The sequence below is a fragment of the Lentzea sp. NEAU-D7 genome, assembly GCF_026242055.1.
GTDB lineage: Bacteria > Actinomycetota > Actinomycetes > Mycobacteriales > Pseudonocardiaceae > Lentzea.
Genome location: NZ_JAPJDL010000029.1, coordinates 66,971 through 92,059 on the forward strand (window position 1 = coordinate 66,971; position 25,089 = coordinate 92,059).

At 68.9% G+C, this 25,089-nt stretch carries 27 protein-coding genes; 18 read left to right on the forward strand and 9 right to left on the reverse strand.

Annotated elements, in window-relative coordinates; translation table 11 throughout:
* Nucleotides 1-2: 2 nt before the first annotated feature.
* On the reverse strand, nucleotides 3-872 hold the full coding sequence (gene mca, locus ORI60_RS39425) for a mycothiol conjugate amidase Mca (RefSeq protein ID WP_266043114.1): 870 nt from the start codon (nucleotides 870-872) through the stop codon (nucleotides 3-5).
* 96 nt (nucleotides 873-968) lie between these two features.
* On the opposite strand from mca, the gene ORI60_RS39430 reads away from it, so the two are divergent.
* On the forward strand, nucleotides 969-1,391 hold the full coding sequence (locus tag ORI60_RS39430; RefSeq protein ID WP_266043115.1) for a DUF4307 domain-containing protein: 423 nt from the start codon (nucleotides 969-971) through the stop codon (nucleotides 1,389-1,391).
* A gap of 184 nt (nucleotides 1,392-1,575) precedes the next feature.
* On the forward strand, nucleotides 1,576-2,073 hold the full coding sequence (greA, locus tag ORI60_RS39435) for a transcription elongation factor GreA (protein WP_090007240.1): 498 nt from the start codon (nucleotides 1,576-1,578) through the stop codon (nucleotides 2,071-2,073).
* Nucleotides 2,074-2,101: 28 nt separating this feature from the next.
* Here the strand turns inward: greA and ORI60_RS39440 are convergent, their stop codons facing one another.
* Nucleotides 2,102-2,572: an Lrp/AsnC family transcriptional regulator gene (locus ORI60_RS39440; protein WP_036016884.1), complete on the reverse strand. Its 471-nt coding sequence runs from the start codon at nucleotides 2,570-2,572 to the stop codon at nucleotides 2,102-2,104.
* A gap of 113 nt (nucleotides 2,573-2,685) precedes the next feature.
* Here ORI60_RS39440 and hppD point away from each other — a divergent pair, with 113 nt between their 5' ends.
* On the forward strand, nucleotides 2,686-3,867 hold the full coding sequence (gene hppD, locus ORI60_RS39445) for a 4-hydroxyphenylpyruvate dioxygenase (RefSeq protein WP_266043116.1): 1,182 nt from the start codon (nucleotides 2,686-2,688) through the stop codon (nucleotides 3,865-3,867).
* A 132-nt stretch (nucleotides 3,868-3,999) separates the two neighbouring features.
* Entirely contained in the window at nucleotides 4,000-4,242 is a 243-nt protein-coding gene (locus ORI60_RS39450) for a hypothetical protein (protein WP_189158166.1), read from the forward strand.
* A gap of 336 nt (nucleotides 4,243-4,578) precedes the next feature.
* Here ORI60_RS39450 and ORI60_RS39455 read toward each other — a convergent pair whose 3' ends face one another.
* The 3 genes from ORI60_RS39455 to ORI60_RS39465 form a co-directional block, all read right to left on the reverse strand.
* Nucleotides 4,579-5,724 (reverse strand): cystathionine gamma-synthase, encoded by a 1,146-nt coding sequence (locus ORI60_RS39455; protein WP_266043117.1) that lies wholly within the window; start codon nucleotides 5,722-5,724, stop codon nucleotides 4,579-4,581.
* 111 nt (nucleotides 5,725-5,835) lie between these two features.
* Nucleotides 5,836-6,930 (reverse strand): RDD family protein, encoded by a 1,095-nt coding sequence (locus ORI60_RS39460; protein WP_266043118.1) that lies wholly within the window; start codon nucleotides 6,928-6,930, stop codon nucleotides 5,836-5,838.
* A 91-nt stretch (nucleotides 6,931-7,021) separates the two neighbouring features.
* A complete protein-coding gene (locus ORI60_RS39465) occupies nucleotides 7,022-8,392 on the reverse strand; it encodes a cystathionine beta-synthase (RefSeq protein WP_266043119.1) in 1,371 nt (456 codons plus the stop codon).
* Between the two features lie 119 nt (nucleotides 8,393-8,511).
* On the opposite strand from ORI60_RS39465, the gene ORI60_RS39470 reads away from it, so the two are divergent.
* The 3 genes from ORI60_RS39470 to ORI60_RS39480 all read left to right on the forward strand — a co-directional run bounded on the left by ORI60_RS39470 (nucleotide 8,512) and on the right by ORI60_RS39480 (nucleotide 11,069).
* Nucleotides 8,512-9,384 carry an SGNH/GDSL hydrolase family protein gene (locus tag ORI60_RS39470; protein ID WP_266043120.1) on the forward strand — a complete coding sequence of 291 codons (873 nt, stop codon included), beginning with the start codon at nucleotides 8,512-8,514 and terminating at the stop codon, nucleotides 9,382-9,384.
* A gap of 91 nt (nucleotides 9,385-9,475) precedes the next feature.
* Nucleotides 9,476-10,696 (forward strand): acetyl-CoA C-acetyltransferase, encoded by a 1,221-nt coding sequence (locus ORI60_RS39475; protein WP_266043121.1) that lies wholly within the window; start codon nucleotides 9,476-9,478, stop codon nucleotides 10,694-10,696.
* A 163-nt stretch (nucleotides 10,697-10,859) separates the two neighbouring features.
* A complete protein-coding gene (locus ORI60_RS39480) occupies nucleotides 10,860-11,069 on the forward strand; it encodes a hypothetical protein (protein WP_266043122.1) in 210 nt (69 codons plus the stop codon).
* On the opposite strand, the gene ORI60_RS39485 is transcribed toward ORI60_RS39480, so the two are convergent.
* Nucleotides 11,066-11,476 (reverse strand): GNAT family N-acetyltransferase, encoded by a 411-nt coding sequence (locus ORI60_RS39485; RefSeq protein WP_266043123.1) that lies wholly within the window; start codon nucleotides 11,474-11,476, stop codon nucleotides 11,066-11,068. The two genes, ORI60_RS39480 and ORI60_RS39485, sit on opposite strands and share 4 nt — an antisense overlap.
* Before the next feature lie 93 nt (nucleotides 11,477-11,569).
* A complete protein-coding gene (locus ORI60_RS39490) occupies nucleotides 11,570-12,376 on the reverse strand; it encodes a Bax inhibitor-1/YccA family protein (RefSeq protein ID WP_266043124.1) in 807 nt (268 codons plus the stop codon).
* A gap of 320 nt (nucleotides 12,377-12,696) precedes the next feature.
* Between ORI60_RS39490 and ORI60_RS39495 the strand changes: the two genes are divergently transcribed.
* The 3 genes from ORI60_RS39495 to ORI60_RS39505 all read left to right on the forward strand — a co-directional run bounded on the left by ORI60_RS39495 (nucleotide 12,697) and on the right by ORI60_RS39505 (nucleotide 16,011).
* On the forward strand, nucleotides 12,697-14,085 hold the full coding sequence (locus tag ORI60_RS39495) for an MSCRAMM family protein (RefSeq protein ID WP_266043125.1): 1,389 nt from the start codon (nucleotides 12,697-12,699) through the stop codon (nucleotides 14,083-14,085).
* Nucleotides 14,070-14,786: a class F sortase gene (locus tag ORI60_RS39500; RefSeq protein WP_266043126.1), complete on the forward strand. Its 717-nt coding sequence runs from the start codon at nucleotides 14,070-14,072 to the stop codon at nucleotides 14,784-14,786. The genes ORI60_RS39495 and ORI60_RS39500 overlap by 16 nt, the downstream gene beginning before the upstream one ends.
* A 70-nt stretch (nucleotides 14,787-14,856) precedes the next feature.
* Nucleotides 14,857-16,011 carry a polysaccharide deacetylase gene (locus ORI60_RS39505; protein ID WP_266043127.1) on the forward strand — a complete coding sequence of 385 codons (1,155 nt, stop codon included), beginning with the start codon at nucleotides 14,857-14,859 and terminating at the stop codon, nucleotides 16,009-16,011.
* Here the strand turns inward: ORI60_RS39505 and ORI60_RS39510 are convergent.
* Nucleotides 16,008-17,000, reverse strand: coding sequence for a PQQ-dependent sugar dehydrogenase (locus ORI60_RS39510; protein ID WP_266043128.1), 993 nt, complete (start codon nucleotides 16,998-17,000; stop codon nucleotides 16,008-16,010). The genes ORI60_RS39505 and ORI60_RS39510 overlap by 4 nt on opposite strands.
* Nucleotides 17,001-17,333: 333 nt before the next feature.
* Here ORI60_RS39510 and pqqA point away from each other — a divergent pair, with 333 nt between their 5' ends.
* The 6 genes from pqqA (at nucleotide 17,334) to ORI60_RS39540 (ending at nucleotide 21,616) form a co-directional block, all read left to right on the forward strand.
* Nucleotides 17,334-17,456, forward strand: coding sequence for a pyrroloquinoline quinone precursor peptide PqqA (pqqA, locus tag ORI60_RS39515; protein ID WP_166045134.1), 123 nt, complete (start codon nucleotides 17,334-17,336; stop codon nucleotides 17,454-17,456).
* 78 nt (nucleotides 17,457-17,534) lie between these two features.
* Entirely contained in the window at nucleotides 17,535-18,230 is a 696-nt protein-coding gene (pqqC, locus tag ORI60_RS39520) for a pyrroloquinoline-quinone synthase PqqC (RefSeq protein ID WP_266043129.1), read from the forward strand.
* Entirely contained in the window at nucleotides 18,227-18,505 is a 279-nt protein-coding gene (pqqD, locus tag ORI60_RS39525; protein ID WP_266043130.1) for a pyrroloquinoline quinone biosynthesis peptide chaperone PqqD, read from the forward strand. The genes pqqC and pqqD overlap by 4 nt, the downstream gene beginning before the upstream one ends.
* Nucleotides 18,498-19,577: a pyrroloquinoline quinone biosynthesis protein PqqE gene (gene pqqE, locus ORI60_RS39530; protein WP_266043131.1), complete on the forward strand. Its 1,080-nt coding sequence runs from the start codon at nucleotides 18,498-18,500 to the stop codon at nucleotides 19,575-19,577. Before pqqD ends, pqqE begins: the two co-directional genes overlap by 8 nt.
* Nucleotides 19,574-20,449, forward strand: coding sequence for a pyrroloquinoline quinone biosynthesis protein PqqB (gene pqqB, locus ORI60_RS39535; RefSeq protein WP_266043132.1), 876 nt, complete (start codon nucleotides 19,574-19,576; stop codon nucleotides 20,447-20,449). Before pqqE ends, pqqB begins: the two co-directional genes overlap by 4 nt.
* A gap of 18 nt (nucleotides 20,450-20,467) precedes the next feature.
* Nucleotides 20,468-21,616 carry a PucR family transcriptional regulator gene (locus ORI60_RS39540; protein WP_266043133.1) on the forward strand — a complete coding sequence of 383 codons (1,149 nt, stop codon included), beginning with the start codon at nucleotides 20,468-20,470 and terminating at the stop codon, nucleotides 21,614-21,616.
* On the opposite strand, the gene ORI60_RS39545 is transcribed toward ORI60_RS39540, so the two are convergent.
* Nucleotides 21,570-22,415, reverse strand: coding sequence for an SGNH/GDSL hydrolase family protein (locus ORI60_RS39545; protein ID WP_266043134.1), 846 nt, complete (start codon nucleotides 22,413-22,415; stop codon nucleotides 21,570-21,572). The genes ORI60_RS39540 and ORI60_RS39545 overlap by 47 nt on opposite strands.
* 117 nt (nucleotides 22,416-22,532) lie before the next feature.
* On the opposite strand from ORI60_RS39545, the gene ORI60_RS39550 reads away from it, so the two are divergent.
* Both ORI60_RS39550 and ORI60_RS39555 read left to right on the forward strand, forming a co-directional pair.
* The gene (locus ORI60_RS39550; RefSeq protein ID WP_266043135.1) at nucleotides 22,533-23,273 is read left to right on the forward strand and encodes an inositol monophosphatase family protein; all 741 of its coding nucleotides are present in this window, start codon (nucleotides 22,533-22,535) and stop codon (nucleotides 23,271-23,273) included.
* Nucleotides 23,270-23,953: an SDR family NAD(P)-dependent oxidoreductase gene (locus ORI60_RS39555; RefSeq protein ID WP_266043136.1), complete on the forward strand. Its 684-nt coding sequence runs from the start codon at nucleotides 23,270-23,272 to the stop codon at nucleotides 23,951-23,953. The genes ORI60_RS39550 and ORI60_RS39555 overlap by 4 nt, the downstream gene beginning before the upstream one ends.
* Nucleotides 23,954-25,089: the final 1,136 nt, after the last annotated feature.

The following is a 25,089-nucleotide window of genomic DNA, read 5'->3' on the forward strand; positions in this document are numbered from 1 at the left end:
CCCTAGACCTTAACTCCGGCGAACAGGTCGTTCTCCGGCAGCGTCGAGTCGACCAGCGAGCGGACGAGCTCGTACTCCTCGGTCGGCCAGATCTCCCGCTGCAGCTCCATCGGGATGCCGAACCAGCGGCTGGTCGGGTCGATCTGGGTGGCGTGGGCCTTCAGGGCCTCGTCGCGGACGTCGAAGTAGTCCGCGCACTCGACCTGCGTGGTCACGCGGTCCATCACGTCCGGGCGGTCGGTGCCCCAGTTCGCGAGCCACTCGGTGTACGGCGACTCCATGCCGCGGGCCTCCATCGCCTCGTGGAAAGCGACGATCTTGGCGCGCGAGAAGCCGTGCCCGTAGTAGACCTTCAGCGTCTCCCACGCCTCGCCCAGTTCCGGCTGGTAGGCCGGGTCCGCGGCCGCGTCCAGGGCGGCCATCGAGATCTCGTGCGTGCGGATGTGGTCCGGGTGCGGGTAGCCGCCGTTCTCGTCGTAGGTCACCACGACGTGCGGGCGGAAGTCGCGAATGGCCTCCACCAGGGACGGCACCGACTCCTCCAGCGGCACGAGGGCGAAGCACCCCTCGGGCAGCGGCGGCAGCGGGTCGCCCTCGGGAAGGCCCGAGTCCTTGAAGCCCAGCCAGCGGTGCTGGATGCCGAGGATCTTGGCCGCGCGGGCCATCTCCTCCCGGCGAACCTCGATGATGTTCTCGAGCACGTCCGGCCTGTCCATCGCCGGGTTGAGGATGCTGCCCGCACCACCGTCGGTGCAGGTCACGACCATCACGTCGTGCCCTTCGGCGATGTAGCGAGCCATCGAGGCCGCGCCCTTGCTCGACTCGTCGTCGGGATGTGCGTGCACTGCCATAAGGCGCAGCTTGTCGGCCATGACCCCCGTGGTCCTCCTGTGAGAATGGTCCTGCGACACTCATCAACTGAACGCCGGGCACCATTGTTCCCCAGAGTCCGAGGAGGGCGCGGACAAGTGGCACAACGCGCGCTCCCCGAGGGGCGCTACCGCAGTCAGAGCCGCAAACCGCTGGCCACGTGGGCGCGATGGGCATTACTCGCTGTAGCCGTCGCGGTAGGTGCCGTCATCGCCTTCGTCGGTTACCGAAATCTCGGCACAAAGCCGATAGAGGCCAAGCAGACCGCGTTCATCCTCCTCGACGACGACCAGGTGAAGGTCAGTTTCGAGGTTTCCCGAGATCAACCGGAGCGTGCGGCTGTCTGCATCATTCGGGCCCGGTCCAAGGACGGGGACGAAGCAGGCAGACGCGAAGTTCTGGTTCCACCGGGAAATGACGTCGTCGTGGAGACAACCGTTCTCCGCACCTCGAAGCCGCCGGTCACCGGCGAGGTGTTCGGGTGCTCCTACCAGGTTCCCGCCTACTTGTCCACGAGCTAGCGGCCAAGCGGGTGATCTGCGGTTTAAACGGCGAGATGGGGAACAAATCGCCGTCGCTGAACGTTGTCTACGTGTTACTATTGCAGCTCAAGCACGGCCCCGGCGCGGGCCGTGTTTTTCCGTTCCGGGCCCACGGCCCGGGAACTATCTGGGGCACACGCGTGCGCCGGAGCAAGACGAGGAGTTGGTGACCGTGAGCGACACCCAGGTGACCTGGCTGACCCAGGAGGCCTACGACCGGCTCAAGGCTGAGCTGGACGAACTCATCGCGTACCGCCCGGTCATGGCTGCCGAGATCAACGCCCGCCGCGAGGAGGGCGACCTCCGTGAGAACGGTGGCTACCACGCGGCTCGCGAGGAGCAGGGCAAGCAGGAGGCGCGCATCCGCCAGCTGCACGAGCTGCTCCAGGCCGCGAAGGTCGGCGAGGCTCCCACCACCAAGGGTGTCGCGGCGCCGGGCACAGTGCTCACGATCCGCTACGAGGGTGACGACGAGACGGAGACCTTCCTCCTCGCCACCCGCGAAGAGGGCGCGCACGGCGAGATGGAGGTCTACTCCCCGCTTTCGCCGCTCGGCAAGGCCCTGAACGGCGCCAAGGACGGGGAGACCGTGTCCTACGAGCTGCCGAACGGCAAGCAGCAGAAGGTCACGCTGATCTCGGCGGTTCCTTACCAGTCGTAGTCACGCCACAAATCGTGTGAAAGGGCGGTCACTTCGGTGGCCGCCCTTTCACGCGTTCCAGCAATGGCCGCACACGTGGAGGCACCGGCGTCGACAACGCAATGGAGGTCGACAGCCTCCGGACGTGCGGAACGTCGACGATGTGATCGACCACTCGCTGCAGGTCCGCATTCGACCTGGCGACCATTCGCACGAACAGATCCCCTTGGCCCGTCGTCGCGTGCACCTCGCACACCTCGCTGATCGCGGCCAGCCCCTCGCACACCTCGGCCCGGCGTCCCTGCGCGATCTCCACCGTCGCGAACGCCGTCAGCCCGTAGCCCATCGCGCCGAGGTCGAGCGCCGGCGGGAACCCGGTGAGCACGCCCCGCTCGACCAGCCTGTCCAGCCTGGCCTGCACCGTTCCCCTCGCGACGCCCAGCCGGCGGGAGCATTCGAGGACGCCCAGACGGGGCTCGTCCGTCAAGAGCAGCAGCAGCTTGGCGTCGAGTTCGTCCACGGGCTGGTCAGAGTGCTCACTCTGCTGATCTGAAGGCACAGTTCACTATACAAATTGCCCTGTGAATTCGCTGACTGTTGCTCACCATGCTAGGTCGAATCATGCTGATGGACATGACTCAGCAGCTTGACGACGTGAGCTACGACCAGCTCCGGCAGCTCGTGGGGTTGGTCGACTACGACGCGACCAAGGACCCCTTCCCCGTGCGCGCCATGGACGCCGTGGTGTTCGTCGCGGGCAACGCCACGCAGACCGCGTGGCTCTACCAGGTGGCGTTCGGCATGGAGCTCGTGGCCTACGCGGGCCCCGAGACCGGCCAGCGCACCCACAAGTCGTTCGTGCTGAAGTCGGGCTCGGCCCGCTTCGTGATCAACGGCGGCGTCACGCCCGGCTCCGAACTCCTCGACCACCACCGCCGCCACGGCGACGGCGTGATCGACCTCGCGCTGGAGGTCGGCGACGTCGACCAGTGCATCAAGCACGCCCGTGAGCAGGGCGCCACCGTGCTGGAGGAGCCGCACGACGTCACCGACGAGCACGGCACCGTCCGTCTCGCCGCGATCGCGACGTACGGCGAGACCCGCCACACGCTCGTCGACCGCTCCAAGTACACCGGCCCCTACCTGCCCGGTTACGTGGCGCGCAGCTCGTCGGTGAAGCGTCCGGAAGGCGCCCCGAAGCGCCTCTTCCAGGCCGTCGACCACTGCGTCGGCAACGTCGAGCTCGGCAAGATGGACTACTGGGTCGAGTGGTACAACCGCGTCATGGGCTTCGTGAACATGGCGGAGTTCATCGGCGACGACATCGCCACGGACTACTCCGCCCTGATGTCGAAGGTCGTCTCCAACGGCAACCACCGCGTCAAGTTCCCGCTGAACGAGCCGGCGATCGCGAAGAAGAAGTCGCAGATCGACGAGTACCTCGAGTTCTACGAGGGCGCGGGCGTCCAGCACATCGCGCTGGCGACCAACGACATCATCACCACCGTCAAGGCCATGCGCGACGCGGGCGTCGAGTTCCTGGAGACCCCGGACTCCTACTACGACGACCCGGAGCTGCGCGCCCGCATCGGTGAGGTCCGCGTTCCCATCGAGGTCCTCAAGGAGCACCGCATCCTGGTCGACCGCGACGAGGACGGCTACCTGCTGCAGATCTTCACGAAGCCGATCGGCGACCGCCCGACCGTCTTCTACGAACTGATCGAGCGCCACGGCTCCCTGGGCTTCGGCAAGGGCAACTTCAAGGCGCTTTTCGAGGCGATCGAGCGCGAACAGGAGCGACGCGGCAACCTCTAGTGGTGTGGCTCGGCACGGTGCCGCGAGGCGCCCTGCTGAGCGTGGATGCGCCGCCGACGTGCCGAGTCACGCCGCTGGTGACGATCCCCCGGTAGGCTGCCTTACGGGGGACTCACATCGGGTGGAGGTGGCATGGCATTCGCGCGACGCGTGGCCGCGGTGATTCCGCTGGTCGGAGCCGTGACCACGGCTGCGGCACTGACCGGCGCGGCGTTCTTGACCGTGGCGCACGCAGGTTGTGACGAAGCCGGCCGCTTCGTCCGCACCGGCGAGACGATCCAGTTCGTCGGAGGCTGTGTGAACGGCGCCGACCTACCGGCGGCGCCGACAGCCGAGGCCGAGAACGTGGACAGGTTCGGCTCGAAGAAGCCGTGAGGCTTTGAGACGTGGAAGGCCCCTCCCATGCGGGAGGGGCCTTTTGCGTGCCTGAGGGCTGTGGCCGGGGTGGAGGCGCCTATCGCGGGTCGAAGGCCTGCAAGGCGACTTCTCGCACGGTAGGCACCCCCTCCGCTGGAGCTGGCAACCGCAAGGCAACCCGCGCGGTGCCACAGGCACCCGCCAGAGGCTCAAGGTCAAGCCCCAATCGCAACCCCGCGCAGTTCCGTCACGACCCGCGCGACCACCCTCGCAAGGCGACCGAACACCAGGAACGCGACCCACCCCGCTGGAACGCGACAACCGCCCGCCAGCCGACCCGCGCTCGGCGAAACCTCAGCCCAGCGCTTCGAGCAGGTCGGCCACCAGGTCGTCACCGGACTCGATGCCCACCGACACCCGCACCAGGTCCGCGGGCACCTCCAGCATCGACCCGGCCGTGGAGGCGTGCGTCATCTTCCCGGGGTGCTCGATCAACGACTCGACCCCGCCCAGCGACTCGGCCAGCAGGAACAGCTTGGTCCGCGCGCAGACCTCCAGCGCCGCCTCCTCGCCGCCCTCGACGATGAACGACACCATGCCGCCGAACCGGCTCATCTGCTTGGCCGCGACCGCGTGCCCGGGGTGCGACTCCAGGCCGGGGTAGATGACCTTCTTCACGCGCGGGTGCCGGGTCAGGGCCTCGGCGACCAGCTCGGCGTTGTCGGAGTGCTTCTCCATGCGCAGCTGGAGCGTCTTGATGCCGCGCAGGGTCAGGTAGGCGTCGAACGGGCCGGGGACCGCGCCCGCGCCGTTCTGCAGGAACGCGAACGCCGCGTCCAGCTCCTCGTCGGAGGTGATCAGCGCACCGCCCACGACGTCGGAGTGCCCGCCGATGTACTTGGTCGTCGAGTGCAGCACCACGTCCGCGCCCAGCTCCAGCGGAGTCTGCAGGGCGGGCGAGGCGAACGTGTTGTCCACCACGAGCTTCGCGCCGGCGCCGTGCGCGACCGAGGCGATGGCCGCGATGTCACCGATGTTCAGCAGCGGGTTGGTGGGCGTCTCGATCCACACGAGCTTCGTCTCGGGGCGGATGGCCGCGCGGATGGCGTCGACGTCCGAGACGGGGGCGGGCGAGTGGGTGACTCCCCACTGCGAGAAGACCTTGTCGATCAGGCGGAACGTGCCGCCGTAGGCGTCGTTCGGGATGACGATGTGGTCGCCGGGCTTGAGGAACGTGCGCAGCGCGGCGTCGGTCGCACCCATGCCGGAGGAGAACGCACGGCCGTAGCGGCCGCGTTCGAGCGACGCGAGGCACGTCTCCAGTGCACGGCGGGTGGGGTTGCCGGTGCGCGAGTACTCGAAGCCCTCGCGCAGGCCGCCCACGCCGTCCTGGGCGTACGTCGACGTGGCGTAGATGGGGACGTTCACCGCACCCGTGGTCGGGTCCGGGTCCTGACCGGCGTGGATCGCCCTGGTGGCGAAGCCGTATGGGGTGCTCATGTTCGAAGGGTACTCACCCATCTGGCCGCCGACCGCAAGAGTCCAAGCAGTGAAAACGGACCAGCCCCCGGCCGAGGTGGCCGGGGGCTGGTCCAGGTCGTGCCGAGGGCTTTACCAGCCCTGCTGCTGACCGCCGTAGCCCTGCTGCGGGGGCTGGCCGTAGCCACCCTGCTGCGGGTAACCGCCGGTGCCGGGCTGCTGCGGGTAGCCACCGGTACCCGGCTGCTGCGGGTAACCGCCGCCGCCGTAGTTCGCGGTGTCCGGCCAGTTGATGACGACCGTGCCGCAGATCTTGTCGGAGTAGGTCTCCTTCTTCGGCTGGTTCCACAACGGCGCGAGGTAGTTGATCAGCGAGCCGATGCCGCAGAGCAGACCGAACGCGTTGTTCAGCAGAAGGCGCAGGAAGGCCACGCCACCGCCGGGCGGCTGCTGCGTGTCCTCCTTGACGACCTTGATCTTCGCGACCTTCTTGCCGATCGACTGCCCGGTGGAACCGCCCTTGAGGACCGTGTTCCAGATGTAGAAACCGAGCAGGCCGCCGTAGCCGACGAGGTAGGCGATCAGCACGAAGAGGCCCGCGGAGGACGGGTCACCGGTGCTGGCGCCGATCGCGCTGAAGACACCGATGATGATGCCCGCCGCGAGGCCGGGGACGCCGTAGTCGATCAGACCCGCGACGGCGCGCGAGCCCCACTCGGCGTAGCCGGTGGGGGGCTGCGGAGCACCGCCGTAGGCGGGCTGGCCGTAGCCACCGGGCTGGCCGTAGGCCTGCTGCTGCGGCTGGCCGTACGGGTTCGACTGCGGAGCCCCGTAGGGCTGCTGCGGCTGACCGTAGGCGCCCGCGGCCGGCTGACCGTACGGGTTGGACTGCGGAGCGCCGTAAGGCTGCTGCTGAGGAGCACCGTAGGGCTGCTGCTGCGGAGCGCCGTAGGCCGGCGGCTGGGCGGGGAACCCGCCGGAGCCGGGGCCCTGAGCCGGGAAACCACCCGAGGAGGGCGGCACCTGACCGGGGCTGACGACCTGGGTGGCGTCCGCGTTCTGCTGCGGTGCGGCAGGAGACTGCCCTGGCGAGACGACCTGCGTCGCGTCCGGGTTCGGGTTCGCCGCGGACGGCTGGCCACCCCCCGGGACGATCTGCGTTGCGTCCGCGTTGGGCTCCTGCGGCTGACCGCCGAACGGATTTCCTGGCGGCTGCGGAGCGTTCATCCGGTTTCCAACCCCCTTGGCTGGGCCGTGTTCGAGTGAGACAGGGTGATGATCTGGGGCGTCACGCTATCGGACGCACGGGGTTCCACGCTCAGCGACCAGCCAAGAACCCCAGAACGTCCTGCCGGGTCACCACTCCGGCGGGCTTTCCGTCCTCGAGCACGAGGGCGGCGTCGGCGTTCGAGAGCGCGTTCATGGCGATGCCGACCGGCTCACCGGCGCCGAGCGTCGGCAGCGGCGGCGACATGTGCTTGTCCAAACGGTCGGACAGCTGGGCCTTCCCGGTGAACAGCGCGTCGAGCAGGTCGCGCTCGTTGACCGCGCCGGCGACCTCGGCCGCCATGATCGGCGGCTCGGCGTTGACGACCGGCATCTGCGAGACGCCGAACTCGCGCAGGATCGCGACGGCGTCACCCACGGTCTCGTTCGGGTGCGCGTGCACGAGGTCGGGCAGCATGCCGCCCTTGCGGCGCAGCACGTCGCCGACGGTCGCGCCGGTCGAGTCGGGCGGGAGGAAGCCGTAGGACGCCATCCAGCGGTCGTTGAAGACCTTGGACAGGTAGCCGCGGCCGCCGTCCGGGAGGATCACGACCACGACGGCGTCCTCGGGCAGGTCCCTCGCGATGCGCAGCGCGGCGGCGGCCGCCATGCCGCAGGAACCGCCGACGAGCAGGCCCTCCTCGCGGGCGAGGCGGCGGGTGATGTCGAACGAGTCCGCGTCCGAGACCTCGACGATCTGGTCGCAGATGGTCTTGTCGTAGGCCTCCGGCCAGAAGTCCTCGCCGACGCCCTCGACCAGGTACGGGCGGCCGGTGCCGCCGGAGTAGACGGAGCCTTCCGGGTCCGCGCCGATGACCTTCACGGCGCCGTCGGAGATCTCCTTGAGGTACCGGCCGGTGCCGGAGATCGTGCCGCCGGTGCCGACGCCCGCGACGAAGTGCGTGATCTTGCCGGCGGTCTGGCGCCAGATCTCGGGGCCGGTCTGGTGGTAGTGGCTCGCCGGGTTCTCCGGGTTGGAGTACTGGTCGGGCTTCCACGCGCCGGGGATCTCGCGGACGAGCCGGTCCGAGACGTTGTAGTAGGAGTCCGGGTGCTCGGGGGCGACGGCGGTCGGGCACACCACGACCTCGGCTCCGTAGGCCTTCAGGACGTTGCGCTTGTCCTCGCTGACCTTGTCCGGGCACACGAAGACGCACTTGTAGCCCTTGCGCTGGGCGACCAGCGCGAGCCCGACGCCGGTGTTGCCCGAGGTCGGTTCGACGATCGTGCCGCCGGGCCGCAGCTCACCGGACTTCTCGGCCGCCTCGACCATCCGCAGGGCGATGCGGTCCTTCACGCTGCCGCCGGGGTTCAGGTACTCCACCTTCGCCAGCACCGTGGCCTTGATCCCCGTGGTCAGGGAGTTGAGCTTGACCAGCGGCGTGTTGCCGACCAGATCGACGACGTGTTCGACGTACTCCACCGGTATCTACTCCCCTGCTCCCACTCTCCGAGATAGCGGGACGAAGCGTAGCTCTAGTGGCTGCGGAGGTTGATTCGAACGGCGAGGTCGACGATTCCCCGGGGAAGGAGGTGTCGCGGATGATCGGACTGCGGACGCTGCGAGCGGCGGCGATGACGGCGGCGACGCTCGGAGGCCTCTCCGGAGCACTGGTCGGTCTGCTCACTGAGCAGGGACGACGTGCTCGGGCGGCCATCGGGGTGCTGGAGCACCTCTGGCCGGCACCGGACGGCGTGTACCTCGACGACGGCGGTGATCCGCTGCGGCTGGCGGTGCTCGGCGACTCGATGGCGGTGGGTGTCGGTGTGACCCATCCCTCGCAGATGCCGGGCGTGTTGCTGGCCGAAGCGCTGGCCGAGGAGGCGGGCCGGCCGGTGCGCCTGTCGACCTACGCCGTCAGCGGCTCGACCACGCGCGACCTGGTGCCGCAGGTCGACGCGGCCGTGCGGGACGTCCCCCAGGTCGCGTTGATCATCATCGGCGCGAACGACGTGACGTCGCGGATGAGCACCACCGAGTCGGCCCGGCTGCTGGCGGAGCAGGTCGGCAGGCTGCGCGCGGCCGGCTGCGGCGTAGTAGTCGGCACCTGCCCGGACCTCGGGATCGTGCGGCCTATCCCTCAGCCGTTGCGGATGGTCGGGCGCCGGTACAGCCTGCGTCTCGCGGCCGCGCAGACCGCCGCGGTGCGCCGGGCGGGTGGCGTGCCGGTGCCGCTCGGGAACCTGCTGGCGCCGGAGTTCATGGCGCGGCACGTCGACATGTTCAGCTCGGACCGCTTTCACCCCAGCTCGGTCGGCTACGAGGCCGCGGCGGGTGTGCTGCTGGCACCGTTGTGCCAGGTGGCGGGGCTGCGGCCGGACTGGGGCGCCCCTGTCGTGCGGCTGCCGTCCGCGGCCGCGCTGGCGGTGCGGCCGTCCCGCGTGCCCGCGTGGCTGCAGAAGCGGCACGCTTGAGTTTCGGAATTCTCGTCACTCGCGCTGGCCGGGGTGAGCGGGCGTTAACTAGGCTCGTCGGCAACCTTGACTCTCAACGAGGAGTTTCGTGATGCCTGAGGCCGTGATCGTCTCCGCCGCCCGCTCCCCCATCGGCCGCGCGGGCAAGGGCTCGCTGAAGGACGTTCGGCCCGACGACCTGGTGGCGCGGATGATCCGCGCGGCACTGGACAAGGTGCCGCAGCTCGACCCCGCGCAGATCGACGACCTGATGCTCGGCTGCGGCCTGCCCGGCGGCGAGCAGGGCTTCAACATGGCGCGCGTCGTCTCCGTGCTGCTGGGCTACGACAACCTGCCCGGCACCACCGTGACCCGCTACTGCGCCTCTTCGCTCCAGACGACGCGCATGGCCCTGCACGCCATCAAGGCGGGCGAGGGCGACGTGTTCATCAGCGCCGGCGTCGAGACCGTGTCGCGGTTCGCCAAGGGCAGCTCCGACTCGTGGCCGGACACGCACAACCCGCTGTTCGGCGAGGCCGAGGCGCGCACCGCCTCCGTCGCGCAGACCGGCGCCTCGGAGTGGGTGGACCCGCGTTCGCTCGACGTCGTGCCGGACGTCTACATCCCGATGGGCCAGACCGCCGAGAACCTGGCCCTGCTCAAGGGCATCTCGCGCCAGGAGATGGACGAGTTCGGCGTCCGCTCGCAGAACCTCGCCGAGAAGGCCATCGCCGACGGCTTCTGGGCCCGCGAGATCACGCCGGTCACGCTGCCCGACGGCACCGTGGTCTCGTCCGACGACGGCCCGCGCGCCGGCGTCACCTACGAGGCCGTGTCCCAGCTCAAGCCCGTATTCCGCCCCGACGGCCGCATCAACGCCGGCAACTGCTGCCCGCTGAACGACGGCGCCGCGGCCCTCGTGGTCATGTCCGACACCAAGGCCCGCGAGCTCGGCATCACGCCGCTGGCCCGGATCGTGTCGACCGGTGTCTCCGGCCTGTCCCCCGAGATCATGGGCCTCGGCCCGGTCGAGGCCTCGAAGCGCGCACTGGCACTGGCGGGCCTGTCGGTCTCCGACATCGACCTCGTGGAGATCAACGAGGCGTTCGCCGCCCAGGTCATCCCGTCCTACCAGGACCTCGGGATCGACCTCGACCGCCTGAACGTGAACGGCGGCGCGATCGCGGTCGGCCACCCGTTCGGCATGACCGGCGCGCGCATCACCACGACCTTGATCAATTCGCTGCAGTTCCACGACAAGCAGTTCGGTCTCGAGACGATGTGCGTGGGTGGCGGCCAGGGCATGGCGATGGTCATCGAGCGCTTGAGCTGACCTTTCGCTCAAGATCTGCAAATTGACGCTTGCAAGTGGCTCCGTATCACCCGAACGGAGCTACTTGCCTGCCCCCTTTTTGCCGATGAGATGAATCGTCGCGCATTGGCGTCATCAGGCGAGGGGAAGTCCGTCCCTAGCGATGAGTGAGGAGGGGTCGGACATGCCCTACGTGTGGTGGCAAAGCGAATACGACCTGCAATGCCATGCTTTCTCCCTTGATCAAACCGACGGTTCCCGCAGCTTTTACGAGGCGGTCTGCGAACATTCGGTTCCCGACGAACGGGTGTCGCGCGCCCAGGCGGGCGCTCTCTGCATGAACTGCCTGATCAAAGTGGGCACCGAACTGCCGGACGTGCGCTGGCGGGCCTAGACCCGCCTCATGCCGACACTCGCCGGCGCGCTCTCGACGAATCCGTGCCGTTCGTAGAGACGACGACCGGGCGGGTCGGCCAGCAGGTTGACGTACGCGTTCGGCGCGTGCGCTTCGATGCGGTCCAGCAACGCGGTCAGGATCGCGTCACCGATGCCTTTGCGCTGATGATGTGGCAACACCGCCATGTCGATGATGTGGAAGTACCAGCCGCCGTCACTGAGCACGCGGCCCATGCCGACGGTTTCACCTGATTCCACGTGAACGGCAATCGCGCAGGCCCATGCGCCGTTGACGCCGTTCTCGGCTTCTTCCGCGGTCCGTGCGCTCAGTCCCGATTCTTTGCGCAGGCGCAGGTAGTCGTCGACCGACGGCGGTTCCAAGACGATCCGGTACGCGGTGTCCACGCATTCCCCCTGAAGTTGAATTCCCCGAACCCTGCCACAACGCCGAAGGGGCGCCCCGCCGCAGCGGAACGCCCCTCCAGCACACCCGAAGCGTCAGTCCGAGTTGAAGTACGACAGCAGGCGCAGGATCTCGGTGTACAGCCACACCAGGGTGACCGTGAGACCGAACGCGATCTGCCACGCGAACTTGGCCGGCACGCCGGCGCGGATCGCCTGGTCGGCGGCGTCGAAGTCGATCAGGAAGCTGAACGCCGCGAGGCCGATGCAGACGAGGCTGAAGATGATCGCGAGCGTGCCACCGTTGCGCAGGCCGAGGCCGCCGGAGGTGAAGAAGCTCATGATCAGGTTGAAGAGCATGAGGACGCCGACGCCGATGAGCGCGCCGGTGATCCACTTGGTGAACTTCGGCGTGACGCGGATCGCGCCGGTCTTGTAGACCACGAGCATGCCGAAGAACACGCCGAGCGTGCCGATGATGGCCTGCCCGATCATGACGACACCCTGACCCGGGTTGCCGGTCATGCGGTCGACCATGTTGCCGATGATCCCGCTGAACGCGCCGAGGAAGATGCCCTCGACGGCGGCGTAGGCGATCACGAGCGGCGGGCTCGGCATGCGCTTGAACATGATGACGAGCGCGAGCACGAGGCCGATGATCGCGGCCGGGAACAGCAGGAACCACGCCTGCATGAGGTAGGTGACGACGGCGGTCGCGGCCACCACGGCGAGCGTGATGCCCGTCTTGGTGACGACGTCGTCGATCGTCATCGGCCGCTCGCTGGTCAGCGGCGGCGGGGCCTGCTGGTAGCCAGCCTGCTCTGGCTGGCCGAAGCCTGCGTAGCCTCCGTACCCGCCGCCGGTCGGCAGGTTGCGGAAGGCCGGGTTGCTGCTCGAGCGCACCTGATCCTCCTGTGGCGTTGCTTTACGCCGTCACTGGGTTCAACGAGCACGCTTAGTGCCATGTTCCCCATCGGTAAAGGCGACTTTACCCCCGACGACGATCACACGTGCGCAAATACTGCGCCAACTCCAGAGCGTTATACGACTACGGCGTGTCGCGGCGTGTCCTCCTCGAACTGAGTAACCCCCGTCACATTCCGATCACGTTCACACGCAGAGTAGCGGGAGACTTCCCCCTCGTGGCGGCTTGTCCCCGGTGTGGGGGACCGACAAGCTCGCACGCGGGACAATCCGCAGGTCAGAGGGGATCAAGATCCAAAATGGGCTGGAAACGTCTGGCCGCCGTGGCGATGGTCTCGGGGCTCGCGCTCCTGACCGTTCCCGCGACGGCGACAGCTGCCGGTGTCAAGGGCATCGGCCACAACGCGTCAGGGCTCCAGCCCAACGCCACGCCGGGTAGCGAGTGGCACGGGTCATACATCTGGCAGGACAAGCAGGTGTGGTGCGTGCAGTACGCGCTGCCGGCGCCCGACAGCGGTGTCGGCTACCGCGAGGGCGACGAACTGCTGACGAAGGCCGGGAAGAAGCTCGACGCGGGCGTCGCGGCGAACATCTCCTACCTGCTGCTGCGCTACTCCACGACCAAGTCGCCGGAGGAGGCCGCCGCTCTCGCGCACCTGCTCCACAGCTGGACGTCCGTGCCCGACGGCGCGGTGCGGCTCGACACGACCGACCCGAAGTTCCTCGCCTACGACGCACCGTTCTACGCGGCGCGGCTCCCGCAGCCGGTCCTGGACGCCGTCGCGCGCCTGAAGGCCGACGCCGAGACCAACCGCGGCCCGTGGACGCTCAGCGCCACCGCGCCGAAGGAACCGCTCATCATCGGCTCCGAGTCGTCCTGGACGCTCGCGCTGGTCAAGGCCAACGACAAGGGCGTCACGAACGCGCCCATCAACTTCACCCTCACCGACGCCACGCTGGCCGACGGCAAGACCAGCGGTACGGCCACCACGGGCGCGGACGGGCAGCCGGCGACCGTGAAGATCATCGCGACCGGCCCCAAGCCGTCGATCGCGGCCGTCGCGGACTCCCCCGCCGACAAGCCCGTCGTGCACTTCCCGATCCAGACGGACAACATGCAGCGCATGGTCACGACCGGCGGCGAGAAGAAGCTGAACGCCTCCGCGAACGGCCAGGCCAAGACCGCTCCCGGCGCCGTGAAGATCACGAAGATCGACTCCGAGACGAAGAAGGCCATCTCCGGCGTCGCGCTGCGCGTCACCGCCAAGGACCAGACGACGGCGGCGAAGAAGCAGGACGACACGGACCTGGTCGGCACCGACGGCAAGCCGCTGGTGCTCCAGACCGGTCCCGACGGCACGGTCGAGGTCCCGGACCTGCGCACCCCGCAGGAGATCTGCCTCGTCGAGGTGGCCGCCCCCAAGGGGTACGAGGAGTTCTTCGACCCGAAGGCGCCACCGTCCGCCTGCGGCACGCTCGCGGCGGGTCAGACGCTCGCGCTCGAACTGATGAACAAGCCGAACAAGCCGGTCGTGCCGAGCACGATCCCCGCCGGTGCGGACGGCCAGACGCCGGTCGCCACCGCGTCGTTCGACATGCAGCTGCGGCCCGGACTGATGCTGGCGGTGGGTGGCCTGGTGCTGTTCGGTGCGGCGCTGGCAGGCTTCCTGGTGTGGCGCAGGCAGTGAGTCCCAAAGCTTTTCTGACCGGTGCGCTGGTGGCGGGTGTGGCCGCCGCCAGCGTGCTGGTCACCACGTCCGAGACCGAGGTCCTCCCCGGACGCGCGGTCGCGGACGAGATCCCGGTGGTCGGACCGGGGCCGGTCGCGGACAGCCTGAGCACCGGCCGCGGTCCCGACCTCACCGGGCTGGTCGGCGGTGCGAACACGGCCAACGCCAGGCCCGCCGACCCCACTCCGCCGCAGCAGCAACAACAGCCCGCGCCGCCCAAGGCCGGTCCGGGCTCCGTCCGGCTGCCCGCGGGCGGTTCGGCGACGCTGGTGCGCAAGGAGGTCAAGGACGGCGTGCTGCCGGTGCCCGACGGCATCGGCGAGGCGACCTGGTGGGGCACCGAGCTCGCGGGCGCCGAGGGTGCGACGGTGCTGGCCGGGCACGTCGACTGGAAGGGCGCGAAGGGCCCGTTCGCGGAGCTGTGGCAGGCGCAGAACGGCCGCGAGGTCGTGATCGCCGACAGCGCGGGCAAGGAGTTCCGGTTCCGCATCAAGCAGATCGAGACCGTCCGCAAGGAGGAACTCCCGGCACGCGCCGTCGAGTTCTTCGGGCCGCGTGGGCCGCACCGGCTGGTGCTGGTCACCTGCGGCGGCACGTGGGTCGGTGGTCAGCAGGGGTACGAAGCGAACCGAGTGGTCATCGCCGAACCCGTTCAGTGACCAATTGCGTACCTCGCGCAACCCGTTCGGGTAATCAGTCGTCTCCTAAGGTGTGAAACGGTGGGGATGGTTGACCACTGGCCTTGCTCTGGGGCTGGTTCTGGCAGTGGTGATGACGCTGGGGGCGCACGAGGACCCGGCGAACCAGGCGGACTCCGGCCCCCTGCCGATGGCTCCGAGGCTGCCCGCCCCCAAGGACGCGGGACCGACGCCCACGGTGCCGGCCGCCACGCCGGAGCAGATGCAGAAGCAGCCGTGGATGCACAAGCTCGCGCCGGGTGAGAAGCCGCCGCAGTTCGTGCTCTTCTCCTTCGACGGCGCGGTGTCCAAGCAGCACTGGGACAAGGTCCTGCCGATCGCGAAGGCCAAGAACGCCCACGTCACGGGCCTGCTCTCCGGCGTCTACATGCTGGCGGACCCGGACAAGAACCAGTACCAGCCGCCGGCGGGCCTCAAGCGCGGCCTGTCCGACATCGACTTCGGCGGCACCAGGCAGGACGTCGCCTCCCGGATCGGCTACCTGAACCAGGTGATCGCCGACGGCCACGAGATCGGCACGCACTACAACGGCCACTTCTGCTCCAACGGCACCCAGCCGTCGGTCGACAAGTGGGACACCGCGGCCTGGAACGCGGAGCTCGCCCAGTTCAAGCAGATCGTCGACAGGTCTCGCGCCGCCGGGCTCAACCTGCCCGCCGACGCGGTCCGGGGTGGACGGACGCCGTGCCTGGAAGGCAACTGGGACCAGGCTTTCCCCGCGATGGCCGCGAACGGGCTCGTCTACGACACCAGCAAGGTCGCGCTCGGCGTGCAGTGGCCGACCGTCCAGAACGGACTGTACGAGTTCCCGATGCCCGAGGTCCGCGTTCCTGCGCTGGGCAAGCAGGTCGTCATGATGGACTTCAACCTCTGGTACTCGCTCAACCAGGCGAAGGACGAACCCTGGCGCGCGGGCGACTTCGCCCAGATCGTCCTCGACACCTACAAGTCGGTGCACCAGGCCGCGCTGAACGGCAACCGCGCGCCGATCGTCGTCGGCAACCACTTCAACGAGTGGAACGGCAACGCGTTCTCGACGGCGATGGAGCAGTTCATGGAGTACGTGTGCGACAAGCCGGAGACGGTGTGCGCCACCTACACCGAGGTGATCCAGTGGATGCAGCTGCAGGATCCGGCGGTGCTGGACCAGCTCCGCCGGATGCCCGCTGCTCGCAACTGGTCCTAGCCGTCGGTGGAGATGATCCGGTCGTCCGTCGCACCCGGTGAGCCGTTGGCGTCCTGGTTGGACGTGCCCAGCCACAGCGTGCCGTCCGGCGCCGGAGCCACCGCGCGCACCCGGCCGTAGCCGGTGAACAGGGCCTGCGGGGTGCCGAGCGTGGTGCCGTTCACCGGGATCTTCCACACGCGCCTGCCGGTGACCGCGCCGACGTACAGGGCGTTCTTGTAGAAGGCGATGCCGGTCGGACCTGCCTGGCTGGTGGACCACGTCTTGACCGGGTTGGTCATGCCCGCGGTGTTGCAGTTGCCTTCACACGTCGGCCAGCCGTAGTTCTTGCCGGCCTCGATCCGGTTGACCTCGTCGGTCCTGCTGTTGCCGAACTCCGTGGCGTACGCGGTGTTGCCGATCCACGTGATGCCCTGGACGTTGCGGTGGCCGATCGAGTAGACGACGCTGCCGGCGCGGGGGTTGCCGGCGGCGGGCTTGCCCGTCTCGTCGAAGCGCAGGACCTTGCCGCCCAACGAGTTCCAGTTCTGCGCGGTGGCGGTGTTCTGGCCGTCGCCCGTGGTGGCCCACAGGAAGCCGTCCGGACCCCATTCGAGGCCGCCGCCGTTGTGGTAGCGGTTCTTGGGGATCCCGGTGACGATCGGCTGCGGCGTGCCGCCGAGCTGGAGCTTGGCGACGCGGTTGTCGCTGGCCGTCGAGTAGTAGATGAAGACCGAGTTGTCCATAGCGAAGGTCTTCGACACGGCGAGGCCGAGCAGGCCGCCTTCACCGCCGGTCAGCTGGGCTTGTTCCACCGTGTCGAGCTCCGTCACGGTGGTGCCCGTGATCTTCTTGATCTTCCTGGTGTCCCGCTCGGTGAAGATGCCGCTGCCGTCCGGCAGGAACTCGATGTCCCACGGGATGTCCAGGTTCGTGGCGAGTGTCCGTTCGGCCAGGACGGAGGGATCGTCCTGCGCCGAGGCCGGCAGCACGCAGAGGGACGCGGCCATGGCAGTACAGGCTGCCGCTGCTGCGATACGACGAGCACGCATGTGTGCTCTCCTTCGGGTCCGCTCGTGAGGGTCTGCGGCGGCGGCGTTGCAGGGCGTGTTTACGCAATCACAGATCGCAGTGACCCGCAACAGTGGTCGGAGGTTCCGGGATTCCCGACCGCCACAGGGGCGAAACAAGATGATTTCCCTCCGATGATTCCGGGTAACTTCGTGGACGGTATGGACCTCGACGACCCGGAAGACATACCGTGTGGGTCGCCGCCGCGCCCCAACGGAAAGCGCTTGCACGCCCACTCGGGCATGCGGGCCGGACACCCGAGGAGTTGCGCCATGAACGTTGCCGTCACCACCACCGAGACCAAGCTGCCCGAGGTCAAGCGCGAGTGGGTCAAGCCCGACTTCCGCGACTTCGAGACTCCGATGGAGGTCACCGCCTACGCGGCCCGCAGCTGACGTCAGGCATCGCGCCGGGGTTCCTGGCAGGCTGCCGGGAACCCCGGTCCCCGCGCGTTCCCGGAGGAGTTCCCGCCCATGTCTGCCGTCGCTCCCGCGGAGTTCGTCGCCGAGCTCCGCGCCCTGGCACCCCGGTACTGGGACAGCCACCCGTTCCACCTGCGCATGCACGCCGGACAGCTGAGCAAGCACGAGCTGCAGGCGTGGGCCGCGAACCGCTGGTACTACCAGCGCTGCATCGCCCAGAAGGACGCCGCGATCCTCTCCAACTGCCCGTCGCCGGAAATCCGGCGCCAGTGGCGCGAGCGGATCGTCTGGCACGACGGCACTCGGCCGGGCGAGGGCGGCGCGGAGAACTGGATCCGCCTCGCGGAGGCCGTCGGACTGACGCGGGAGGAGGTGCTCGACGAACGGCACGTGCTGCCCGGCACGCGCTTCGCCGTCGACGCCTACGTGAACTTCGCGCGCACCAAGCCGTGGGTCGAGGCCATCGCCTCCGGCCTCACCGAGATGTTCTCGGGTGCGTTGATGCGCAAGCGTTTGGCGGCGTTGCGGGAGCAGTACCCGTGGATCGCCGAGGAGGGCTTCGCCTACTTCACGAACCGCATCCAGGCGGTCGCCGGGGAGGGACAGGCCACTGTGGACATCGTGGTCGAGCACTCCGTGACGCGTGAGCAGCAGCTGGCGGCCGTGGCCGCGCTGTCGTTCAAGTGCGACGTGCTGCGGGCCGTGCTGGACGCCGTCGACTACTACTCGGGCAAGGGCAGGCCGTGACGGCGGCCGTCGCGCTGGACGCCGTGCCTCGGATCCGGCGCGGCGTGAAGTGCACCTACGACCAGATCCGGTCCGCGCACGTGGTGCTGTTCCCCGAGGGCGTGCTGGTGCTGAACGAGACCGCGGCCTCCGTCGTGGCGCTGTGCGACGGCGTCCGGTCCGTCGGCGACATCGCCGTGGTGCTGGCCGACGAGTACGCCGGTGTGGAGCCGGGGGACGTGGCCTCGCTGATCGCCCGCATGGTCGAACGAAGGGTGGTGGACGTCGATGGCTGAGGCGCCTTTCGGCCTGCTGGCCGAGCTGACTCACCGGTGTCCGCTGCAGTGCGGCTACTGCTCGAACCCGCTGGAGCTGGTCCGCCGCGACGCGGAGCTGTCGACCGAGGACTGGCGGCGCGTGTTCGACCAGGCCCGCGCGCTGGGCGCGTTGCAGATCCACCTGTCCGGCGGGGAACCGTTGCTGCGGCCCGATCTGCCCGAGCTCGTGGCCCACGCGAACAGCCTCGGCTGCTACGTCAACCTGGTCACGTCGGGGGTCGGCCTCTCGCGCGACCGGCTGCGTTCGCTGGCCTCCCTGGGTGTCGACCACGTGCAGCTCTCCCTGCAGGACGCGACGCGGGAGGGCAACGACCGGATCGCGGGCATCAAGGCGTTCGACCGCAAGGTGGAGGCCGCGGCCCACGTGCTCGACGAGGGCTTGCCGCTGACCGTGAACACGGTGCTGCACCGGCAGAACCTCGACAACGTCGCCGGCATCATCGCGATGGCGGAGCAGATGGGCGCCGAGCGCCTGGAGCTGGCCAACACGCAGTACTACGGCTGGGCGCTGCGCAACCGCGCGGTGCTGCTGCCTACCCGCGCCCAGCTCGCCGCCGCCGACCCGGTCGTGGCCGCGGCGCAGGAACGACTGCGCGGCCGGATGGAGATCGTCTACGTCATCGCGGACTACCACGAGGCCCATCCGAAACCGTGCATGTACGGGTGGGGTGCGCGGCAGCTGACCGTGGCCCCGAACGGTGACGTGCTCCCCTGTCCCGCCGCGACGGTGATCTCGTCGCTGGAGATCGAGAACGTGCGCGACTCCTCGTTGCACGACATCTGGCACCACTCGCCGTCGTTCAACGCCTTCCGCGGGTTCGAGTGGATGCGGGACCCGTGCCGCTCGTGCCCGCGCAAGGAGATCGACTTCGGCGGGTGCCGCTGCCAGGCGTTCCAGCTGACCGGTGACGCCGCCGCGACCGATCCCGTCTGCTCCCTGTCCCCCGAGCGGTCCACTGTGGACCTGATCCTGGAGACCGAGATGGCACCGTCCGAGGTTCCCGCGATGGCGATGAGGAAGATGCGGTGAAGGCGGTCCTGCTCGGTACGACGGCGGGTGGTGGTTTCCCGCAGTGGAACTGCGCGTGCCCGCTGTGCGTGCGCGCTCGTTCCGGCGCGTTGCCCCCGCGCTCCCAGGACTGCCTGGCGATCAGCGGCAACGGCACCGACTGGTGGCTGGTCAACGCCTCACCGGACATCCGAACGCAGATCACTTCCTGTTCGTTGCTGGACCCCGGCCCTGGAGCGCGCGACACCCCGTTGCGCGGCGCCCTGTTCACCGACGCCGAGCTCGACCACACGCTGGGGCTTCTGACGTTGCGGGGTGGCGCGGGCCTGACGGTGTGGGCGCCGGGCGCGGTCCTGCACGCGCTGAAGGACCAGTTCGACCTGCGCACGGTGATCGACGGCTACGCGCCGGTGGAGTGGCGTCAGGTCGAACAGTCTTTTGAGGTCGGCGGGCTGCAGGTCTCGGCCATCCCGATCAGCGGCAAGCGCCCGAAGTACGTCCGCTCGTCCACTGTGGACGGCCACTGGGTGGTCGCCTACCGGTTCGAGGACACCGTTTCCGGTGGAGTGCTGGTGTACGCGCCGTGTCTGGCGTCGTGGCCCGCCGGCTTCGACGAGGTGGTGGCCGGGGCCGACTGCCTGCTGCTGGACGGCACCTTCTACGCGGCCTCGGAGATGGGGTCGGCGACCGGCAGTGCGTCCGGGCAGGCCGCGATGGGCCACCTGCCGATCACGGCGAGCCTGCCCGAGCTGCGGCGGTTCCCGGGGGTGCGGCGGATCTACACCCACCTCAACAACACCAACCCGGTGCTCGACCCGTCGTCACCGGAGTCCTCGAAGCTGCGCGAGGCCGGAGTCGAGGTGCCGGTGGACGGCACGGTGATCGAGCTGTAGATCGGCCACAATCACCGGATGTCCTACGTGATCGGCGGACGACCGCTGGCGGACCGGCTGGTCGCGGAGATGCCGTCGTTCGTGCGGCAGGTGATCGCGTCGCTGGTGGAGCGCGTGCCCGCGTACGCCCAGCTGCCCGCGGAAGAGCTGTCCGGCGACATCCACCGCGTCACCGAGCACGCCCTGCGCGCCTTCGCGGCCGTGCTGGCCTCGGGCTCGTTGCCCTCGGCCGACGAGCTGCGGTTCCTGCGCGAGTCGGCGGCGCGGCGGGCCGAGGAGGGCGTGCCGATCGACGTGGTGCTCACGGCGTACCACGTGGGCATCCAGGTCGTGTGGGAGGCGCTGGTGCCCGAGGCGCGTCCCGAGGAGGTCTCGGACGTGCTGGCGCTGAACGCGCTGGCGCTGCGGTACCTGCAGCTCGTGACGCCCGTGGTGAGCGCCGGGTACCTCGACGAGCGCCAGACGATGTTCGACGACGAACGTTCCGCGCGGGCCACGTTGCTGACCGGGCTGCTCGCCGGAACCGTCGAGGCGCCCGGACCTTTCGTGGTGCTCGCCCTGGACGTGCCACCGCACCCCGACGAGCTGTTGGACGGAGTGGACGCGGCGGTCGCGTCCCGGCGCAAGCTGCGCCGGCTGCGGACCGAGCTGGAGCGGCACAGCCGGGAGCCGGTGCTGTCGTCGCTCACGCCCGAAGGCGGCCTCGCACTGCTGCCCGGCGAGGACCTGCCGCTGGAACGGATCGTGGCGGACGTGACGCGGGCGTCCGGGGTGCCGTTGACGGTGGCGGCGGTCGCGGCCCCGCCCTCGGGGGTCGCGTCCGCCGCCGTGCTAGCGCGCGAGGTGCTGGTCGTGGCACGCGGGTCGGGACCTGGCCTGTACCGCCTCACCGACGTGCTGCTGGAGTACCAGCTCTCCCGGCCGAGCGCCGCCCTGGAGCCGTTGGCGGCCATCGTCTCGCCGCTGACCGACGAACTGGTGCAGACGCTGGAGGTCTACCTGCGGCGGGGTTCGCGCAGGCCCGCCGCTTCAGAGCTGCACGTGCACCCGAACACCGTGGACTACCGGTTGCGGCGCGTCGCGGAACTGACCGGGCTGGACCCGACGCGCATCGAGCACGTCACGCTCCTGACGGCTGCACTCGCTGCGCGGCGCGCGCGACCGTAGCCCCGAAAGCGGCCATGCCCGCCGCGTTGGGGTGCAGCGGCGCGGCGATCGTCGTCGGGATCAGCCCTTCCAGGTACCGGTCGGCGGGCCTGGCGCAGGTGTCGTGCCCGACGCTGACCGCGGCGAGGTCCACGTAGGTGGCGCCGCGCTTCTCGGCCTCCGCCTTGGCGGTGGCGCTGAGCAGGTTCACCGACCCCTGCAGGTAGTCGGCGTCGCGCGCCCAGATCGGCTGGACCGGGTAGCAGCCACCGGGGCGGATGTAGGTGCCGTAACCGGTGACGAGGATCTTCGCTTGCGGCGCCCGGCGCTTGACCTCGTCGAGGGCCGCGCCGAACTCCGGCGCCCACTGGGCGATGGCCGCGGCCACCTGGTCGCCACCGGACGTGAGCCGCGCCTTGCACGAGAACCCGGCAGGCTCCGGCAGGAGGTTGATGCAGCCGAGCGCCGTCTGCACGAGCCCCACGTCGTTGCCACCGATGGTGATCGACACGAGGTCGGTGGTGGGCTTCAGCGCGTCGTACTGCGGCGCCACGAACCCGAACTGCCGCCCGGCGAAGTCGTCCGTCTTGGCCCCGGAACAGGTGACGTCGGTGAGCCTCGCGTTCAGGAGCTTCGCGGCGACCTGCGGGTAGTTGTTGTTGCTGCTGCGCAGGCACCACAGCGCCGGGTCCTGGTTCGGGATCAGCGGCCCGGCCGCCGCCGAGTCCCCCAGCGCCACGTAGTCGAGCGTGTCCGCCTGCGCGGTGCTTGTTCCGGCGACCAACATCGCCACGACAGCCAACCCGGCCACAATCCGCATCCTGATCCTCCAACGTCGTTGTCAGGTCAGCTCATCGTCGTGGCTCAGGTCACTGGCGCGCGTGGGACGTTGCCCAGAGTCATCCGGTCGTGTTTGTGACCGATCACAATGGCCCTCGTGACACCTCGCGATCTCCTCTCGCTGGCCGTGGACTCCTGCCTGGACGCCGCCAAGCTGCTGCACGACGTCCGGGTCGACGTCGAGTCGAAGGGCGCGTTCGACCAGGTGAGCTCCGCCGACGTGGAGCTGGAGTCGTTCCTGCGCGGCGTCCTGACCGCGGGCGCGCCCGGCTCGGCGGTGGTCGGCGAGGAACTGGGCTCGGCGACGGCCTCCGTGACCTGGTACGTCGACCCGATCGACGGCACCCGCAACTTCGTGCGCGGCATCCCTCTCTCGTGCATCTCGGTCGCCGCGGCCGTGGACGGTGTCCTGGTGGCGGGCTGCGTGCTCGACCCGTTCCGCGACGAACTCTTCACGGCGGCCGCAGGCGTGCCGTTCACGGTCCGGTCCTCCGGCCTGACCATCACTCCGGGCGTGAGCCCACGACCGCTGGTGCTGACCGACATCCCGCTGCCCGGCAGCCCGTACACCGGCGAGATGGACCTGCTCGGCGCGTTGCTGGAGATCGCCGACGTCCGCCGCGTCTACTCGACGGCGCTGTCCTTGGCCTGGGTGGCAGCCGGCCGAGCGGACGCCGCGGCGAACATCGGCGTGTTCCCGTGGGACGTCGCCGCGGGCGCGGTGCTGGTCCGGGAGGCGGGCGGCGAGTTCCGCCAGATCGGCGCGAACGCCTTCGCCGCGGGCCGGGGTGAGATCGTTCCGTGGTTGGCCGGACGAATGGAAGGCATCCTCTCGTGATCGACCTCAGCGGCAAGGTCGTGCTGGTGACCGGCACCGACGGCCCCATCGGCTCCGGCATCGCCGAGCGGTTCCTGGACGCCGGCGCCTCGGTCGTCCGCCACCGGGGCCGCGAGGACGGCGACCTCCGCACCGCGGCCCAGCGCGTGGTCGACGACGCCTTCACCCGGCACGGCAGGCTCGACGCGGTCGTCAACAACGCCGGCATCCAGCCCGTGGAACCGTTGCCGGACATGACGGCCGCGCAATGGCAGTCCGTGATGGACACCAACCTGATGGCCCCGTTCGCCGTCACCCAGGCCGCCGTCCGCCACCTGCCGCCCGGCGGCTCGGTCACGCACATCGCGTCGATCGAGGGCCGTCACCCCGCACCCGGTCACGCCCACTACGCCGCCTCGAAGGCGGGCCTGATCATGCACGCGCGTGCGGCGGCGTTGGAGTACGGTCCGCGCGGTGTCCGCGTCAACACGGTCTCGCCCGGGTTGATCGCGCGGCAGGGCATCGAGGAGCAGTGGCCGGAGGGCGTCGCGCGGTGGCGGGCCGCGGCGCCGTTGGGGCGGCTGGGGACGCCTTCGGACGTCGGGGACGCCTGCGTGTTCCTGGCTTCGGACATGGCGCGGTGGATCACCGGGCACGACCTCGTGGTGGACGGTGGCGTGACGGCTCGCCCGACCTGGTAGCAGGCCACGCCGGTGACGAACACCACATCGGCTGACGGGCGTGCCGAGTCGCTGGCAGATCGCGAGGTCAGGCCTGACGAGAAGCGCTTGACCTGCAGCGACGAGAGTCGTTCAAGATCACTCTGATCGGCGTCGCCAGGCGTGATGACCATGATCGACTTCTGGTTACTCTCCGGCTGCCCTCCGCACATCGTTCGGAGGTAGCGACCTCGGCCGAACGGGTAGGCCGAGTGGGACCGAAGAGCGGCAAAACACCTGCTCAAGCACCACGGGCTGAGGTGATTTCAGGTGGTGCCCCCGACACGGTACGCACTAGTCCCTCCCCTACACGCACGTGCCGTGAACTGCAGATATCCGCCACCGTTCCGATCACACATCGCCGTCGGCGCCGCGGCAGTGACGCCCGATGAAGCGCCGGCCCGGCGCTCTGGCTTCAATACGCCTACGCATCACTGGTTACCCAGAGAGTGATGTGCACATCGCGCCGTCGCTACAGGAAAATTCGCAGTTTCTTCACGCCAAGCGAAATAGCAGCTCTTACTCCAGAAGAAGCCCGCTGCATTCAACAATTGGCGTGATCTTGTCAGAAAGCAAATGCACAAATCTGTCCCACTCGCGAGGATCTTGACTCGGCTCTTCCACGAGAGGTAGCGAAGGACTGAGAGTACTCACATCACGCCGCTCCCCGATGGGTACGGATAGCCAAGCACTGGCATCACCCCAACCCTGCCCATCGAGGTACGTGGACCCTTCAGCAGCCAGATTCCAGGCTAGCGGCGGAAAGTAGACGGCAGCATCAGACAGTAAGTACTCGATGACACCACTCCGCGTCTCGATGACCTTCATCGAGTGCATTGCTCCTGTGAGGCGGCCAACCGTACCCCGAGCCAGAGCAAACCTAAGACGGAGCTCCTGCGGAAGAACAAGGTCTCCAAAACCCTCCAGCAAACCTTCCGCAAGATCCGGGAACCGATCGCGAAGAATATGATTAACGCCAAATAGACCCATCAGGATCGACCGGGCCACCTCACCTGGACTGCACATAACAGCAGGAAGAAACATCCGATCACTAGGCACCAAAACGAAACCAGAAGCCCAGCATCGCTTAAGACCGTGGGCCAATTCGGCGTACGCTG

What these genes read in the sequence shown, in the direction of transcription:
- mca (WP_266043114.1), bottom strand. Translation starts at nt 872, where the DNA reads ATGGCCGACAAGCTGCGCCTTATGGCAGTGCACGCACATCCCGACGAC.
- hppD (WP_266043116.1), top strand. Translation starts at nt 2,686, where the DNA reads ATGACTCAGCAGCTTGACGACGTGAGCTACGACCAGCTCCGGCAGCTC.
- ORI60_RS39450 (WP_189158166.1), top strand. Translation starts at nt 4,000, where the DNA reads ATGGCATTCGCGCGACGCGTGGCCGCGGTGATTCCGCTGGTCGGAGCC.
- ORI60_RS39455 (WP_266043117.1), bottom strand. Translation starts at nt 5,724, where the DNA reads ATGAGCACCCCATACGGCTTCGCCACCAGGGCGATCCACGCCGGTCAG.
- ORI60_RS39460 (WP_266043118.1), bottom strand. Translation starts at nt 6,930, where the DNA reads ATGAACGCTCCGCAGCCGCCAGGAAATCCGTTCGGCGGTCAGCCGCAG.
- ORI60_RS39470 (WP_266043120.1), top strand. Translation starts at nt 8,512, where the DNA reads ATGATCGGACTGCGGACGCTGCGAGCGGCGGCGATGACGGCGGCGACG.
- ORI60_RS39475 (WP_266043121.1), top strand. Translation starts at nt 9,476, where the DNA reads ATGCCTGAGGCCGTGATCGTCTCCGCCGCCCGCTCCCCCATCGGCCGC.
- ORI60_RS39480 (WP_266043122.1), top strand. Translation starts at nt 10,860, where the DNA reads ATGCCCTACGTGTGGTGGCAAAGCGAATACGACCTGCAATGCCATGCT.
- ORI60_RS39495 (WP_266043125.1), top strand. Translation starts at nt 12,697, where the DNA reads ATGGGCTGGAAACGTCTGGCCGCCGTGGCGATGGTCTCGGGGCTCGCG.
- ORI60_RS39510 (WP_266043128.1), bottom strand. Translation starts at nt 17,000, where the DNA reads ATGGCCGCGTCCCTCTGCGTGCTGCCGGCCTCGGCGCAGGACGATCCC.
- pqqA (WP_166045134.1), top strand. Translation starts at nt 17,334, where the DNA reads ATGAACGTTGCCGTCACCACCACCGAGACCAAGCTGCCCGAGGTCAAG.
- pqqC (WP_266043129.1), top strand. Translation starts at nt 17,535, where the DNA reads ATGTCTGCCGTCGCTCCCGCGGAGTTCGTCGCCGAGCTCCGCGCCCTG.
- pqqE (WP_266043131.1), top strand. Translation starts at nt 18,498, where the DNA reads ATGGCTGAGGCGCCTTTCGGCCTGCTGGCCGAGCTGACTCACCGGTGT.
- ORI60_RS39540 (WP_266043133.1), top strand. Translation starts at nt 20,468, where the DNA reads ATGTCCTACGTGATCGGCGGACGACCGCTGGCGGACCGGCTGGTCGCG.
- ORI60_RS39545 (WP_266043134.1), bottom strand. Translation starts at nt 22,415, where the DNA reads ATGCGGATTGTGGCCGGGTTGGCTGTCGTGGCGATGTTGGTCGCCGGA.